The sequence below is a fragment of the Acinetobacter sp. M5A5_2a genome (assembly GCF_053345265.1).
The window spans coordinates 20,499-35,101 of the sequence record NZ_JBKEZV010000009.1 but is presented as its reverse complement, the minus strand read 5'-3'; the positions used below and the strand labels follow the sequence as shown (position 1 = coordinate 35,101).

At 33.9% G+C, this 14,603-nt stretch carries 15 protein-coding genes and 1 pseudogene; 4 read left to right on the top strand and 12 right to left on the bottom strand.

Annotated elements, in window-relative coordinates; all coding sequences use genetic code 11:
* Positions 1 to 23 precede the first annotated feature (23 nt).
* The gene (locus tag ACLBWE_RS12300) at positions 24 to 173 is read right to left on the bottom strand and encodes a hypothetical protein (protein WP_016138666.1); all 150 of its coding nucleotides are present in this window, start codon (positions 171 to 173) and stop codon (positions 24 to 26) included.
* A 515-nt stretch (positions 174 to 688) separates the two neighbouring features.
* Between ACLBWE_RS12300 and ACLBWE_RS12295 the strand changes: the two genes are divergently transcribed.
* Positions 689 to 841: a hypothetical protein gene (locus ACLBWE_RS12295; RefSeq protein ID WP_003650910.1), complete on the top strand. Its 153-nt coding sequence runs from the start codon at positions 689 to 691 to the stop codon at positions 839 to 841.
* A 109-nt stretch (positions 842 to 950) separates the two neighbouring features.
* Here ACLBWE_RS12295 and ACLBWE_RS12290 read toward each other — a convergent pair whose 3' ends face one another.
* A complete protein-coding gene (locus ACLBWE_RS12290) occupies positions 951 to 1,190 on the bottom strand; it encodes a hypothetical protein (protein ID WP_003650908.1) in 240 nt (79 codons plus the stop codon).
* A gap of 183 nt (positions 1,191 to 1,373) precedes the next feature.
* Positions 1,374 to 1,598 (bottom strand): hypothetical protein, encoded by a 225-nt coding sequence (locus ACLBWE_RS12285; RefSeq protein WP_005047932.1) that lies wholly within the window; start codon positions 1,596 to 1,598, stop codon positions 1,374 to 1,376.
* Between the two features lie 281 nt (positions 1,599 to 1,879).
* Here ACLBWE_RS12285 and ACLBWE_RS12280 point away from each other — a divergent pair, with 281 nt between their 5' ends.
* The gene (locus ACLBWE_RS12280; RefSeq protein ID WP_155120866.1) at positions 1,880 to 2,113 is read left to right on the top strand and encodes a hypothetical protein; all 234 of its coding nucleotides are present in this window, start codon (positions 1,880 to 1,882) and stop codon (positions 2,111 to 2,113) included.
* A 110-nt stretch (positions 2,114 to 2,223) separates the two neighbouring features.
* Here the strand turns inward: ACLBWE_RS12280 and ACLBWE_RS12275 are convergent.
* The 3 genes and pseudogenes from ACLBWE_RS12275 to ACLBWE_RS12265 form a co-directional block, all read right to left on the bottom strand.
* Positions 2,224 to 2,322 (bottom strand): annotated as a pseudogene (locus ACLBWE_RS12275) (aminotransferase); the annotation flags it as partial.
* 37 nt (positions 2,323 to 2,359) lie between these two features.
* The gene (locus ACLBWE_RS12270) at positions 2,360 to 2,986 is read right to left on the bottom strand and encodes a hypothetical protein (RefSeq protein WP_198496142.1); all 627 of its coding nucleotides are present in this window, start codon (positions 2,984 to 2,986) and stop codon (positions 2,360 to 2,362) included.
* Between the two features lie 202 nt (positions 2,987 to 3,188).
* Positions 3,189 to 4,049, bottom strand: coding sequence for an EamA family transporter (locus ACLBWE_RS12265; RefSeq protein WP_447603160.1), 861 nt, complete (start codon positions 4,047 to 4,049; stop codon positions 3,189 to 3,191).
* Positions 4,050 to 4,167: 118 nt separating this feature from the next.
* Here ACLBWE_RS12265 and ACLBWE_RS12260 point away from each other — a divergent pair, with 118 nt between their 5' ends.
* Positions 4,168 to 4,635 carry an Lrp/AsnC family transcriptional regulator gene (locus ACLBWE_RS12260; RefSeq protein WP_004642213.1) on the top strand — a complete coding sequence of 156 codons (468 nt, stop codon included), beginning with the start codon at positions 4,168 to 4,170 and terminating at the stop codon, positions 4,633 to 4,635.
* Positions 4,636 to 4,681: 46 nt separating this feature from the next.
* Here ACLBWE_RS12260 and ACLBWE_RS12255 read toward each other — a convergent pair whose 3' ends face one another.
* Positions 4,682 to 5,236: a TetR/AcrR family transcriptional regulator gene (locus ACLBWE_RS12255; RefSeq protein ID WP_447603157.1), complete on the bottom strand. Its 555-nt coding sequence runs from the start codon at positions 5,234 to 5,236 to the stop codon at positions 4,682 to 4,684.
* Positions 5,237 to 6,124: 888 nt separating this feature from the next.
* Between ACLBWE_RS12255 and ACLBWE_RS12250 the strand changes: the two genes are divergently transcribed.
* The gene (locus ACLBWE_RS12250; RefSeq protein WP_447603155.1) at positions 6,125 to 9,865 is read left to right on the top strand and encodes a hypothetical protein; all 3,741 of its coding nucleotides are present in this window, start codon (positions 6,125 to 6,127) and stop codon (positions 9,863 to 9,865) included.
* 118 nt (positions 9,866 to 9,983) lie between these two features.
* On the opposite strand, the gene ACLBWE_RS12245 is transcribed toward ACLBWE_RS12250, so the two are convergent.
* From ACLBWE_RS12245 to pcaF, 5 genes are all read right to left on the bottom strand, one after another.
* Positions 9,984 to 10,367, bottom strand: a complete 384-nt coding sequence (locus ACLBWE_RS12245) for a PaaI family thioesterase (protein ID WP_045435781.1) — start codon at positions 10,365 to 10,367, stop codon at positions 9,984 to 9,986.
* Between the two features lie 77 nt (positions 10,368 to 10,444).
* On the bottom strand, positions 10,445 to 11,050 hold the full coding sequence (locus ACLBWE_RS12240) for a DapH/DapD/GlmU-related protein (protein ID WP_151302631.1): 606 nt from the start codon (positions 11,048 to 11,050) through the stop codon (positions 10,445 to 10,447).
* Positions 11,037 to 12,002, bottom strand: coding sequence for a phenylacetic acid degradation operon negative regulatory protein PaaX (gene paaX, locus ACLBWE_RS12235; protein WP_000062822.1), 966 nt, complete (start codon positions 12,000 to 12,002; stop codon positions 11,037 to 11,039). Before paaX ends, ACLBWE_RS12240 begins: the two co-directional genes overlap by 14 nt.
* Before the next feature lie 53 nt (positions 12,003 to 12,055).
* Positions 12,056 to 13,345 carry a phenylacetate--CoA ligase PaaK gene (gene paaK, locus ACLBWE_RS12230; protein ID WP_447603152.1) on the bottom strand — a complete coding sequence of 430 codons (1,290 nt, stop codon included), beginning with the start codon at positions 13,343 to 13,345 and terminating at the stop codon, positions 12,056 to 12,058.
* 40 nt (positions 13,346 to 13,385) lie between these two features.
* Positions 13,386 to 14,594, bottom strand: a complete 1,209-nt coding sequence (pcaF, locus tag ACLBWE_RS12225; RefSeq protein WP_447603150.1) for a 3-oxoadipyl-CoA thiolase — start codon at positions 14,592 to 14,594, stop codon at positions 13,386 to 13,388.
* Positions 14,595 to 14,603: the final 9 nt, after the last annotated feature.

Here is a 14,603-nt window from a genome sequence, read left to right as displayed (position 1 = left end):
AAGAAAAAATATAAATTTCTATATTATGATTTTTTCTCATTTTTATCATTTTGATTGACTTTTTCTGCGTCATTTTGATCAGGAGTTTTAGGTTCAAACTCTTTACCATCTTGTTGTTGCTGTTGTTGCTCTTTTGATTTGTCTTGATCGCTTTTAACTTGGTCCTGAGACATTAGAGTCTCTCCTATTTAATGGTGTGCAGATGATTATCTAGCACTTAGTTAACATAGTCCCTTTACCTTTATATAGATACACCGCAAGTGTATCTGAATGTGATACTGTTGTTTATTATCGCAATAATATACATTTTAATCACCACACAGAATAAATACTTTAAACCCCTATATTTTTTATTATTTTAATCCTTATTAACTTTATGCTCACACCCCAAGTACGAATTTAACCCGCAAAAACAATATCATAAAGTTTTTATATTTTTGGATACAGATGCGAATATCATATTTTTTAAAAACTATATAAATAAAATAGATTAAAAATATCTATTATTTTTCATCCTTAATTTAAATTTTACTATTTAAATCAATATATAAGATATTTTTTAAAAAATTATATCGATATTAAAGTATATAAAGGAAAATATCTCTACATACCACTCCCATAACTACCGTAATGTAACTCAGTGAAAGGTATACTATCAAGCTTCACTACTCTTATTAAGAAGTTTAAAATGTCTGATTTTAAAGACTTTTCAAAAAAAGCAACTCAGAACCAAAATGACTCCGATCCAAAACCAAATGAGGATAAAGTTGAAAAACCAGCCCAGCCATCTGAATCAGAAGATTCTTCACCAATTAAAAATAATGAAGAAAAAAATAAATAAAAAGATAAAATTTTAATTAATATGAAAGAAGTCCATTTTTTGGACTTCTTTCATATTAATTTTTTATAAAGAATACTCCAACTGGATCCCTTAAAAACTCAAAACCCAATTAATTTTTAAATTTACTTAAATCTTTTGAATTAAAATCTGGATCAACATGTGTTTGTATTAATAAAATGAGTTCTTCATTTACTTGTCGAATTAGCTGTGCTTGCAAACGGTTATCTTCAAGCTCATCAATTAACCGAATAATAATATTCCTCAACCATTCACACTCTATTTCTTTCTCTGCATTTTTTTGGGCAAGATAATTTAAAAGTTTATCTTTTTCAATCAATTTATCTCCCATATAGACACCTACAATCCAAACTAAATTATTTTCTTTAGATTACAGGATAAAAGAATAGATTCATGAATAATTATGTATTGATAAATTTCAAAAATTAAATCTATAAAATATTTAAATTTTATTTTAATGAAGAGGATAGCTTCAAAATTCCACCCTCTTTTATAATAAATTATTTATTTTAATTTAGGTAACTAAAAGTTTCGTATTCAGGATTAATTCAACTCTTTTTTGTGCTTCATAGAAGTCAAGTTCTTCACTTATCCAAAATGAATGAAGTTGCCCATCTAAATGAAAATACTCTTTATTATATTGAGAACCATGATCAGAATAATGGTTGTCTACTTTGAAATGAGTCTGATCATTCTTTCTTTTTTGACCATCAAGTATGCCGCCAATACAGATATCCATTTTAATGCCAATTATTAATCGAAATTGACTATAACACACCTAGATCTGTTGCTCTAAAAAGAGTTGTTACCCGTAATTTTTCTACCATTTATCAATGTATTATGGTTTTAGTGTATCTACTTAAATTTACAGGTAATAAAAAAATAATTTGTATGTCTAGGGTATTTAAATATGCAATATTAGTGTTTAATTTTCCAAATTTCATATTAGTGAAAATAACCCTTCTTTGATTAGATAAATCTCTATATGCTGCAATGAATCACTTACAGAAAATTATTCGAATGGCCGAACAGACCTTACTACAAGAGCTTAACTCGCGAATCGAATATTATTCTTCAAGAACGGACTATCCGCTACGCAGAATTTTAATAGGCTACCGTGCATACGCAAAACTAATGTTATGCACCTCTTTCTCAGATGAGGTCATAAATTCTGCAATTGATCCAAATAAACGCAAATATAAAAAGTTAAAAATTAAAATTACGAAAGACGATAATCAACTTGATCTTGAATAAATTAATTCAATAGTTTCTATAGACAACTGATTTAATTATATAAAAATTAAAATCCTTTTTGAAACATAACCGTTTTTAACTCTCAAAATGATTAAAAAATAACAAATGGGCATTTTCTTTTGCTCATTTACAACTTCAATGACCGCAAGATGATAATGACCAATGCTGGCAATATTGTCGTAAACATCCAGATAGTGATGCCCTGCTGCTACCGATTTGAACCAAGAAAATAATTTACGCTTAAACTTATTTTTTCACAGGCAGTAGTAAAACAGGGTCTTCAATGTCATAACCAGTTTCTTCTGGAACCCCCAAATATCTAACTACAACCAACCTATTATTGTGTTTAGGCACGCTATAATTTTGGGAAATTTTTATTGCTTTGGTGTAATGAACCGCCACATGGGCCTTACTTTGTAAAGATGGCGATTTTACAACATATTCGGTTTTATATTGTGTGATCTTCCCTGAAGGATCAAACCAAGCTGATATTTGATTCTGATGAGTTTTTAATGTCTGAATTTTTACAGTCTTACTATTACTTACGATCAAAGGAGTTAAATTCCTTTTAATTTTTTTAAGCGCTTTATCAAACGCTGTACTATCTTGATCATAATCAATCTTATGGGTTTTTGGATTGATATAGAGAGATTTAACTTCAATAAGTTTGTCAGGCGATTTACTATTTAATAGATAATAATATAGTTGTGGTAAACGTCCTCGACCATCTTCATAGTGTCTTAATACATAAAGTTTCTTCTCTTTTTGCTGATAACCCAATACTTCAATTTTTTGTCCACCACCCACTGTCGCATAACTATGTGCGGATAAAGTTAGAATCGTGCTAAAAGTTAAAAATTTTAGAAATTTCATCAGTTCATATCCTTGTGATCTGGTAACTATATTGTATAAATATCAATCAGATTAAAATGATACTTGAGTAAGTGTTACTTGCTGTTTTTATATTCTTTTGTACAGAAGCAGCTTTTTAAGGAGGGAGTTCTCTAATTATTATTTCTCCCCCTTCACACGACTCATCTAGCTTTTAGACCTAAGTCACCATAAATGAATGGGCTTATGCAGTATTACGTTTATAAGAGAAATAAGAACATCCTGCACACGATGCCATAATAATTGCTATACCAAAGATCTGAAAATGATTTAATCGTTCATCTAAAATCAGCCATCCAGCTAAAGCACTCACCGCTGGTGATGCGCTCACTAATATTCCAAAAACTCGCGGATGCAATTTTTTCATCGCAATCATATCTAATATAAATGGAATAGCACTCGCTAGCATCGCCATGAGTAAACATGTCAAAAGAATCTTATAACTATCAAAAATATGGATCATGTGAGAAGCCCCTAAAGGTGTTGCAAACAAAGCTGCTAGGAACATTCCAGTTGCAACAGAGCTTCCGCCACCTTGTGCAACTTTAGAGCCATAAATAATATACAGTCCCCAACCCACGGCAGCCACAAGCGCATACGTCATACCAATAAAACTAAAGTTATTGTTTGAATTGCCCATAGGTAAAAAAAGCAAACCAATAAGAGATAATGCTCCCCAAAAATAATCTAATTTATTTTTGGACATTAAAATAGCAACCGTAAGTGGTCCCAACACTTCGATGGAAATAGCGATCCCAACAGACATATAAGAAAATGCTTTATAAATTAAAGTATTCATTAAAGTGAGGATGGCCCCATAAATAATTAGATTTTTCCAATTGGTCTGTCTATTCCAGTCTCTCCAAGGTTTATAAACAATCCATAAGAAACATGCTGCTAAAGCAAGTCGAGTTAAGGTCACTCCTTCTGCACTCAGAATTGGAAAAAGGGCTTTTCCTATTGATGCTCCTATTTGCACAGAAACTAAAGATAGAAATGCGGCTGCAAATGCCATGCCTTGCTTGGAGTTTGTCTCAATCATCATATTTACCACTCTGGGAATGATTGAAATTTTAATTCTATATAATCAATATATTTCTTCTATTTCTCTTAATAAAACGATTAAATAACTCTATATTTAAAGCTTAATGAGAGATTTACTCATGTCAGATATTTCTTTAGATAATTTTGATTATGCAATCTTGAGAATACTTCAAAAAGACAATAAAACTTCGCATCGAGAAATTTCTGAAAAAATTGGCCTATCCTCCGCTTCCGTTCAAAGACGTATATCTCGTATGGAAGAAAAGGAAATCATTTTAAGAAATTGCGCTATTTTAAATCCGCTAAAATTTGGAGAAAAAATTACTTCTATTATTGAAGTCCGACTTAGCGAAGACCGCTCCGTAGTTATGGATAGAGCGAAGCAATACTTTGCTTCTGTTGAAGAAATTCAACAGTGCTACTTTGTGAATGGAGGTGTCTCTTTTATCATTATCATGCTGAGCAACAACTTATCTCATTTTGAAAGTTTAGTTAGAAAACATTTTGCTGATAATGAAGATGTAAAAACATATCGAACCTTAATTGTTTTAGATCGTGTAAAAGTAAACTTTGAGTTAAATATTTAAACTCGTCTACTTTTTGGCTTCTTCCCCCAAACATAGGCTGAAACATCTAAAGAAAGACATTAGAAATCATATTCCAGTAGCTTTCTCTGTCGTCTACCCCATCTGAACTTAAAAGCTGAATAATTGCGCCCTCAATCATATATAAAAATAGTTTTGCATCTTGAAAAGTCGCATCGGTTTTTAGTTTTATAAGCTGGCTATAGATTTCATTGATTAGCCACGTTCTATATTTAATTGCGACTTGATAGGCTTTTGAATAGGTCAGTTTCGCTTCAAAAATGGCTTTAAATAATAGGTAGTAAAGCCCGTTTAAATCGGTATGTAAGAAATAAAGTTTCTTAAGTTTATCGGTGGCACTTGTGCCTTGGTCGTATTCAGCAATTGAAACCACTTTTTCTTTTAAACGTTCTTTTTGCACAATCAAACAGATTTCAATAAATCGCTCTTTCGAGTGAAAGTAGTTATAAAAAGTCGCTTTTGGAATTCCGCACTCTTTCACAATTTTGTCGACCCCAACGGTATGAAACCCGTAATGGTGAAACAAATAAATCGACTTATTGATGACTTGTATGGCACGTGTTGGAAGAACTAACTTTGGCATAGTTTTACCGTTATAAAAATTATTGTTGTTTCTAAATGAGATACTTTTTTGGGAGAAAAAAGGCACAGCAAAGCCCATAAAGACTGTGCATGGCACATCTCGAGTTTGTTATTGCTAAGTTTTAAATAAAAAGACTTAAAGCCTGAAAACCTTAAGGTGATCAAGCTGCTTTAATTTTTTAAGCTGTGTCGTTATAGCTTTTGGCATTGAGAGCCAAGAAATAATGGATGTGCAAAGCCAACTCCTTTTTATTGGGAGTTCTGCCGACATTAAAATTATGGTGGCAGAACGGAAGAGGGTTCGCGGACTGGTTTCGACTCCAGCACACCCGAGGGTGTCCCTCTCCCGTCCTACCGCAACGGGAGGAGACGAGGAGTTTACACATAAGACTATTCCTCAGAAGAAATAATCCTGATGTGGTCGAAAAAACCGGTCCGCGACGACCGACTGGCAATGTGGCCAGCAGGCAAAGAATAGTGCCCAACCCTTTTACAGTCAAGCACGAAAAATGCCATTTGTTTTAAATTAGATCATTAAAAAAGTAAGGCTAAATAATGAGGGAGTTATTGTTAAGTGGGGCGTTATAGAGGGGGATAAATGTATGTAAGTTTCATTAAAGTTTTTTGTAAAAAACTACTAAGACCTTAGGAGATAATTAATTTTAATTAATACACTCATGCTAGCCTAAAAGCATATTAGAAAACATTTAACACAACCGTTCCAATAAAAGAAAAGGTAAATATTATATAATTTTTTCACTGATAGAAATTTTATAGAGATATAAAATTCACTAAAAATTTAAAGATATTTCACCCCCATTCAACCTTTACAACAAACTCATATATATCTTATACTTAAAGAAGTTTTCATATATTATGAGTAGCCGATATGTCTAAAAAAAGAAAAAACAATAATAAAAATGCAAAGAAATTTGCATTTAACTTATTAAATGATAAAATTTTCGAATTTGCAAAACCACAATCTTTAAAAACAAATAAAAATAATAAAAAACATGAATATATAGATATTTCAAAACAAATAAATGATTTAAAAAAAATATTAACTGAATATCATCCATTAGATATATTTAAAACTCTTCTAATAGCTGAAACATGGCTTGGAAATCTTGATGAATATATAAAATTCAGCTTACTTTTTAATATTTATTTTTCAATAAAATTAAACGATTTCAGTAATAAAAAAATTAATACTTATGATGAATTCCGTCATATACTACAAAAACTCTATGCGAAAGTACCACATAACCCAAGTGTTGAAGACTTCAGTCCAATTGGAGATTGGGGAGAAGTAAAATATCAATATAAAGAAAACGTATACAATATATTCTTTGGCTCTTGCTTAACTGATTCATACAGTTACATAAAAGCTTTTGAAAACTTATATTCAAATAATGGTAAAGCTTTAGAAGACTTAGAAAATATAATTAAAATACAAAATGATTTAATAAAAAAAGTGGATAAAGTAGAAAATATTGAAAAAAAACTTTCAATACCAGATGAAAATTTCAGAAATAATATGCTTAATTGGATTGAGAATATTGATATAAAAAATCACAACAAATCATTAATAATAAAAAATGGTGAAAACCCAACCCCTAACATTGACTTCTATTCAAAATATATGAATGCAGAAGTAAATCCTCATCTTTATTTTGAATTTGAAAATAAACTATATCCGTTTTCAATAAGAAATCACATACCTGTATTAGTTGAGAAGTATAATGAAAATAAAAAACCTGATTTAAAAAACACTGCAAAAAATATCTCTTTATTTTTAAATAAAAACTTCAAAAGAATATTGTGCGATAACTTTATACTTAGAACCGATGAAAAAGTTTTAAATTTAACATTTAGTTCAGTTTTTCAAAGTCGAGATAAAGTATATTTCGTCCTAGCTTTAGATAATGAAAATCTACAAAACATAAATTCAATATTAACGAAAATTAAGACTATTATGTCTGATTTGGATTGGGGACTTCAAAAGCCGTATTCTTTAAAGAAGATTCAACCAATAGATAACAATGGGAATCTATTAACATATGATAAAATTAGAATTATTATTATTTTACCAGAATTAACAACGAGAAATCATTTAGTTCCACTTACAAAGGATAATAATGTTGAAATAACATCACTCAATGAGTTTACAGCCGTAGTTGATTGTATAGATTCAGAGGATGAAATTGATGAATTTATTGAATATTATAAAAAAAATCAGATAAAGACAATGTTTATGGGATTTAATTTAGATGGTTTTTCATCATTTAAAAATAGTTATGGTTTACTTGAAGATGGAGCTACATCCTTTTCAATGATTATGATTAATACCCATGACGCTCCAACATATAGATATGAAAAAATAGTTAAAAAGTATAATAATTTACCATCAACACTTCCAAATGCAGATTATCAATGGTATGTCGAACATTCTTATGATGGGAACTACCATCTTATCACTCAAAACCATGAAGTAATGTCATGGAGTACAATATTAAATAATACTTGCATACATTTCTTATTTGACTTTAATATTATTGATATAAACAAATCTGAATTAAATCCACGAGTATTAGAATTATTTTCTCATGCTGCCGCTGATGCATTTTCAAGACGTACATCTTACTTAATAGATATTAATTTACCTAAAAACATTACTATTAATTTACTCATTGGAAGTGAGATAAAAAATATAGATGATGATTTCAAGCCAAATAATAATGACGAGTTATTTATAAAAAAAGAAATTATTACGCACAAAGATAAAAATCTAATAATTAACACATATTTAAATTTAGATTATTGTCTTTATCATTTCAGATCAAGCACCAATGCATCTTTCCAAACTGAAATTTGTATTAAATTTTTAGAAATATTCGATCAAGTTAAAAAAAATAAAAATATTGAAGACTTATATCATTCATTAGAAAAAACAAGCGACTGGCCTTTGAGAATGACAATGGGCAATATAAGTCCAAAATTTGATGTTATTGATAGAGAACCTCCCCCGATAAAAGAAGTATATTACAAAAAAGGTAGACAGATATTAGCTCAAATATTTAAATCTAATAATATTGAACCTGGCTTATATTCAGATGTAAATATTGCTAAATCGATTATGAATGATGCTTCTGAAAAATTTAGGACACATATCCATAGTATTATAAAAAAACATAGCATCAGTTCAATAATTGAGCTTGCTCTACATGATTACTCTCTTTTAGTTTCATCAAATTATTTAGATATGTCTAAACAGGAAATGAGTTTAAAACATGAAGTCAGTTATAATAGAGCACAGAAATTAGCTGAATCAGATACAGTTTTCAAAAAAACCTCACAAATATATAGATATTTAATTGAGTGTACATTGATGCTTCATAGTACAAGTATCACTCCTATTAATGAAGAGGATTATCTTACTCTATTAGGTTCGATCAATTGGCTTCTAAATATGTATCACTCCAGTGATGGGTTACATTATAATGTGGGTGTTGATGGTATAGAGATCGATTCCACCTATATTCCAGAAATAATCATTTCTGAATCCAGCTTACTTTCTCAGGATAAATACAATGAAGAACTAAGTGCGTATAAACTTGGAATTGGATTAAATAGTGCTGATGAATTATCTTCAGTAATTCCTGATGACAATTACAGTTTGTTAGATTCTGCATTTTATGAAGACTTAGGGTTTGGATTTAAAAATTTATTTACTATCTTATATTTACTTTCAAACTGGGGGAATTTGAATAGTTTTAAAATTCAAACTTTCTACAAACTATCATTTGATGAATTAGTGAAGGGACTTTCTAATCTAATTACCAATCCTGATGTTAGAATTGATGAAATAGAAAAAATACTAAGTTTTTTAATTTTAGATAATTCAAAAATTAATTTACTTGAAGGTAGTGATATCCAGCAATTTGATGTACCTGTTGGTGACCACAGTAAGCGTACTAATCGACTCAATATAAAGCCTTTAATTTCTTTGAATAATGAAATTGTATGGTCTCCAGCTTGCACTCATCGTGCATTAGGTATTTGGACAACCCACACAACAGATGGTTATTTACCTGCCGATTTTGATTTCCCAACTATCAATAAACTAGTTGATGATTCTAAAACAATTTTAGAAAAACGATTAGAAAATAAAGCTTTTGATATTCTATATAGACGCACACAATATATTGAAAATGGTATTGATTTAAAGAAAAAATTTAAGAAAGAAAATTATCCCGATATTGGTGATTATGATGTACTAGCTTTCTTCCCAGAATCTAATTGTTGGATAATGGTTGAATGTAAATACAATCAACCTGCATATTGTTTAAAGGATATGAGTCGTTTAAGACAAAGGATTTTTGGTAAAGATCAAAATGATAAATCACAAATTTCAAAAATTAAAAGACGTTATGATTTTCTATACAATGAACATGAGAAAATTAGAAATTCATTACAATGGCCGCATTCAGATTCATCTTCAGAATTAAAGATTATTAATCTTTATGTTTCAAAAAATACTTACTGGTGGTTTAGATGTCCACCCTATCCTGTCGAACTTTCCTTTGTTCAAGTTGATCACCTTGATGAATGGCTAAATAACAATTTTTAATGGGCTCTATATAAGCAAAGACGGCTCATTTTAGTAGATTAGATTAGTCTTTTTCATTTACTAGCATATTTAAAAAATGCCCCTATTTTCAGGGGCTTTGTTCAAAGCTAACCATATCTTACGGCGCAAGTCTGTAACACGTAGATGTAAACAAAGCGACTCTATTATTCAAACCGTCTGTTATCAACACTTCATAATGCGCGAATTTTTTACTACTTCCGACCTTGGTTGCCGTTGCAAATAACACCTTATCTTTCGCACCACTCATATAGCGAATATCTGCCTGTAGGCCAGTATATGGCGCATCCCCTGCATTACAAGCCATCGCAAAAGCAATATCGGCTAAAGAAAATATGACCCCACCATGCACACCGCCCAAAGCATTCATGTGTTCGTCTTTCACATTAAGCTGACAACGCGCTTCATCAAAACTGCGATGCAGCACTTGAACACCTAATAATTCTGCGAACTGATCAACCGCAGTAGTTTCATTTTTTTGCACAAACGTCTCCCTACTCGTGCGAGTATTCCTTAAGTTTTATGAACTCATGTGTATTGAAATCGACTTATGAATAGCCGTTAAACACTATCTTGTTTAATCTGATAGTTTGAAGAACTAAAGTCCTTATAGGTCAGGCGGTCATCTGACTCTGAGCTTAATGGCTGAACTTCTTGCATTGAGTTTAAGCAGCGCTGTGCAAGCTCAATGTATTCTTGCGTGCCTCTGGTTTTCCACTTTTTTTCTTGTTCTGATAAATCACGTGCAACCTTGGCAGGACTGCCCATTGCCAATACATTTGCCGGAATTATATCTTTGGTTTTGACCAGACTATTTGCGCCAATAATGGTGTTTTCACCAATTTCGGCATAGTCCAAAATCACGCTGTTCATGCCGACCAAAACATTTTTACCAATACGGCAACCATGTAAAGTTGTGCCATGCCCAATGTGACCCATTTCCTCAACTAAAGTCACGCTTTGTGGAAAGCCATGTACGGTGCAGTTATCTTGAACATTGGCATTTTGCTTGATATGAATACGTCCAAAATCGGCACGCAATGAAGCAAATGGCCCCACATATACGCCCGCTTCAATAATTACATCACCAATTAAAACAGCAGTTGGGTGTACAAAAGCCTCTGGGCTTACCACCGGAATAACACCGTCAATACTATAACAAGGCATGATTTAACCTCTCATTTGTCGCCACCAAACCTCCGAAACGGCGCCAATAATGTGCTGTGGCATTTGGCATTGGTCCTTCTGCTGTTGCTGCAACAGACAAGAAGTATTCATCCGCAGGTTCAAATACTTTTTTATAAATATTCATTGATAAAGTTCGTGCACTAATCGCGGGCCAGTCAGTTGGCAACAACTCAAGCGGCAATGCAGGGTCTTTCAATAAAATCCGTCGATAATAATGAATCAGCAAAGTTCGAATTTGAAAGGCCTGAACTGGTTCAAGTTGTTCGTTTTCCTGCATCAGCAACACGCCAATTTCTCTAAAAATGTCGAGAAACTGTAAATATCTTTGGCGTAATTCATCAATTGGCCAGTTGGTTCTGAGCATACGACCAATTGTATCGACCGAATTATTAAAGAGCTGCAAGGTTTCGGCTTTAAACACCACCACTTGCTCACTCATATTTAAGTCAACCAACAAGCGTTGCAATTCAATACGGTTACAGCCCGGATAAGCCATTAAATTTGTCGAAATATTGGCAAATCCTAACCATTCAAGTTCTTTCTTTAACAACGCTTTATTTTCAGTGTCGAGGCTAGACATCAGAATAAGATCCCAATAATGGTCCCACTCTTTCATCTGGTCGTTATAAATACGTTGCTCGGCTTGCAAATAAGTCGAACGACTCGAATCGGTAATTCGATAAAAACTGGTCCTGCCGATTTTGTCTGAACATAACCAATCATTTTTAACTAAACGAAAAACAGAGGTTCTTACAGCACGGTCATTAAAACCAAACAGCTCTAATAACTGAATCAGGCTTGCAAGACTAATGTTTCCACCCCGATGAAGTACTGAATCTCCAAAAATTGTCGAAATAAGCGAAGTTCCACTTAAGGTTTCATTCTTTACAACAGAATCAATTATTTGCTGTATTTTTGCACTCATACTCATGTCTTGGCGTTTAGTTTCAGGGTATAGATTCTATACCCTGAATGATCTTGATGTTAAGCAATCTGACGCATATCGATTACCCGCTTTGCCTTACCTTCCGAACGAGGTAAGGTCGCTTCTGTAACAACTTCTACAGTAACGCTAATCCCAATCATGGTTTTAATGCGTTTCATCAACTCCTGAGCAAGTTGATTGGCCTGTATAGTACAGTTATGACACATCTCTGTACGAATATGCAAAGTATCCATATGTCCTTTTTTAGTCACCAAAATTTCATAATTTGGAACTAAATTCGGAACTTGCAAAATTTGCTCTTCAATTTGAGTCGGGAAAACATTTACACCGCGAATAATCAGCATGTCGTCACTACGGCCCACAATTTTATCCATTTTACGCATCGCCAGATTTTCTCCCGCTAACAAACGAGTCAAATCACGGGTACGGTAACGAATAATCGGTAAACCTTCTTTGGTAATGGTCGTAAATACTAACTCACCAAGTTCACCATCTTTACAGACTTCACCCGTTTCAGGATTAATAATTTCTGGATAGAAATGATCTTCCCAAATGGTTAGCCCTTCGCCCTCGCCTAGACATTGCATGGCAACACCCGGTCCCATCACCTCAGACAAACCATAAATATCGAGTGCTTTAATATTGAGGCGCTCTTCAATTTCACGGCGAAGTTCGTTGGTCCACGGCTCGGCACCAAAAATACCGACTTTTAAAGACGTATTACGCGCAGTACCAAATTGTTGTTCCAGCTTTTCAATAATACTCACGCAATACGATGGCGTAACCATAATTGCAGTCGGTTTAAAGTCTTGAATGAGCTGAACTTGCTTTTCAGTTTGCCCGCCAGACATTGGAATCACGGTTGCACCTAAGCGCTCAGCGCCATAATGCGCGCCTAGACCACCTGTAAAGAGTCCATAGCCATAAGCAACCTGAATCATATCTTTCGCGGTTAAACCTGCCATGCGTAAGCAACGCGCAACAATGTCCGACCAAGTATTAATATCTTTTTGGGTATAACCCACCACGGTTGGTTTGCCCGTTGTGCCTGATGATGCATGTAAACGCACAATTTGCTCTTGCGGTACGGCAAACATCCCAAATGGATAATTGTCTCTCAAATCCTGTTTGGTGGTAAATGGAAACTTTGCCAAATCGTCTAAAGTGACGAAGTCATCAGGATGTACACCTGCTTCATCGAACTTTTTCTTATAGACCGGACTATTTTCATATACAAAAGTCAGGGTTTGTTTTAACCGTTTAGTTTGCAGCGCTCTAAGCTCTGCAAGTGTTAATTGCTCAACATTATCCGTTGTAAGGCTGTCCATCGCCTATCTCCTCATTATGTAATTTTAAAAACCGTCTAAATTAATTTAAATTTTCCAAAATCAGTGCGACGCCTTGTCCAACACCCACACACATTGTGCAAAGTGCATAGCGTCCACCGCGTTTTTTTAGCTCACGTGTTGCCGTAATCACCAAACGTGTACCGCTCATGCCTAACGGATGGCCTAACGCAATTGCACCACCATTTGGGTTCACGCGTTCATCGTCATCTTTTAAACCAAGTTCACGCATACAAGCCAAAGATTGGGCTGCGAATGCTTCATTCAACTCAATCACATCCATCTGATCTAGCGTTAAACCTGTCTGCTTTAAAATTTTCTGCACAGCCGGAACAGGACCTATACCCATATATTTGGGTTCAACACCCGCACTTGCAATGCCAATTACACGTGCTAAAGGTTTTAAACCATGTGTATTTGCAAATTCACGGTTGGTAATTAACACACATGCGGCACCATCATTCACACCAGAGGCAGTTCCGGCAGTCACCGAACCACCTTCTTTTTTAAACGGCGCTTTTAGTTTTGCGAGTGCTTCAAGTGTCGTTTCACGCGGATGTTCATCACGGTTCACCACCACTACGTTTTTCTTACGGTCTGTAATCTCGACAGGCAAAATCTCGTCAGTAAAGAAACCATTTTGTTGTGCAGCAGCCGTTTTTTGTTGGCTACGTAATGCAAAAGCATCTTGGTCTTCACGACTAATTTGATATTTTTCAGCTACATTTTCGGCAGTTTCCGGCATGCTGTCGGTGCCGTATTGCGCTTTGAGTTGCTTATTTACAAAGCGCCAGCCAATGGTGGTGTCATAAATTTCTGGTGTACGGCTAAACGCTTCGGTTGGTTTAGCTTGTACAAATGGCGCACGGCTCATCGACTCAACGCCACCTGCCAATACAAACTGCGCTTCACCAGCTTTAATTGAGCGTGCCGCAAGTCCTACCGCATCTAAACCAGAAGCACACAAGCGATTTACGGTCATCGCTGGCACTGCATCTGGTAAGCCAGCCAAGAGTGTTGCCATGCGTGCAACGTTACGGTTGTCTTCACCTGCTTGGTTAGCACATCCTAAAAACACTTCGTCTACAGTATTCCACGGTAAGTTCGGGTGTTTATCTTTTAAATATTTGATGGGCAATGCAGCTAAATCATCTGCACGTACAGCACTTAGGGCACCTGCATATCGTCCAATTGGGGTACGAATAAAATCGCAAATTAAAACGTCTTCCATCTTGACTCC

Coding starts and splice junctions, on each gene's coding strand:
- ACLBWE_RS12280 (WP_155120866.1), top strand. CDS start 1,880: ATGGCCGAACAGACCTTACTACAAGAGCTTAACTCGCGAATCGAATAT.
- ACLBWE_RS12295 (WP_003650910.1), top strand. CDS start 689: ATGTCTGATTTTAAAGACTTTTCAAAAAAAGCAACTCAGAACCAAAAT.
- ACLBWE_RS12265 (WP_447603160.1), bottom strand. CDS start 4,049: ATGATGATTGAGACAAACTCCAAGCAAGGCATGGCATTTGCAGCCGCA.
- ACLBWE_RS12255 (WP_447603157.1), bottom strand. CDS start 5,236: ATGCCAAAGTTAGTTCTTCCAACACGTGCCATACAAGTCATCAATAAG.
- ACLBWE_RS12240 (WP_151302631.1), bottom strand. CDS start 11,050: ATGCCTTGTTATAGTATTGACGGTGTTATTCCGGTGGTAAGCCCAGAG.
- paaK (WP_447603152.1), bottom strand. CDS start 13,345: ATGGACAGCCTTACAACGGATAATGTTGAGCAATTAACACTTGCAGAG.
- ACLBWE_RS12250 (WP_447603155.1), top strand. CDS start 6,125: ATGTCTAAAAAAAGAAAAAACAATAATAAAAATGCAAAGAAATTTGCA.
- ACLBWE_RS12260 (WP_004642213.1), top strand. CDS start 4,168: ATGTCAGATATTTCTTTAGATAATTTTGATTATGCAATCTTGAGAATA.
- paaX (WP_000062822.1), bottom strand. CDS start 12,002: ATGAGTATGAGTGCAAAAATACAGCAAATAATTGATTCTGTTGTAAAG.
- ACLBWE_RS12285 (WP_005047932.1), bottom strand. CDS start 1,598: ATGGATATCTGTATTGGCGGCATACTTGATGGTCAAAAAAGAAAGAAT.
- ACLBWE_RS12270 (WP_198496142.1), bottom strand. CDS start 2,986: ATGAAATTTCTAAAATTTTTAACTTTTAGCACGATTCTAACTTTATCC.
- pcaF (WP_447603150.1), bottom strand. CDS start 14,594: ATGGAAGACGTTTTAATTTGCGATTTTATTCGTACCCCAATTGGACGA.
- ACLBWE_RS12300 (WP_016138666.1), bottom strand. CDS start 173: ATGTCTCAGGACCAAGTTAAAAGCGATCAAGACAAATCAAAAGAGCAA.
- ACLBWE_RS12290 (WP_003650908.1), bottom strand. CDS start 1,190: ATGGGAGATAAATTGATTGAAAAAGATAAACTTTTAAATTATCTTGCC.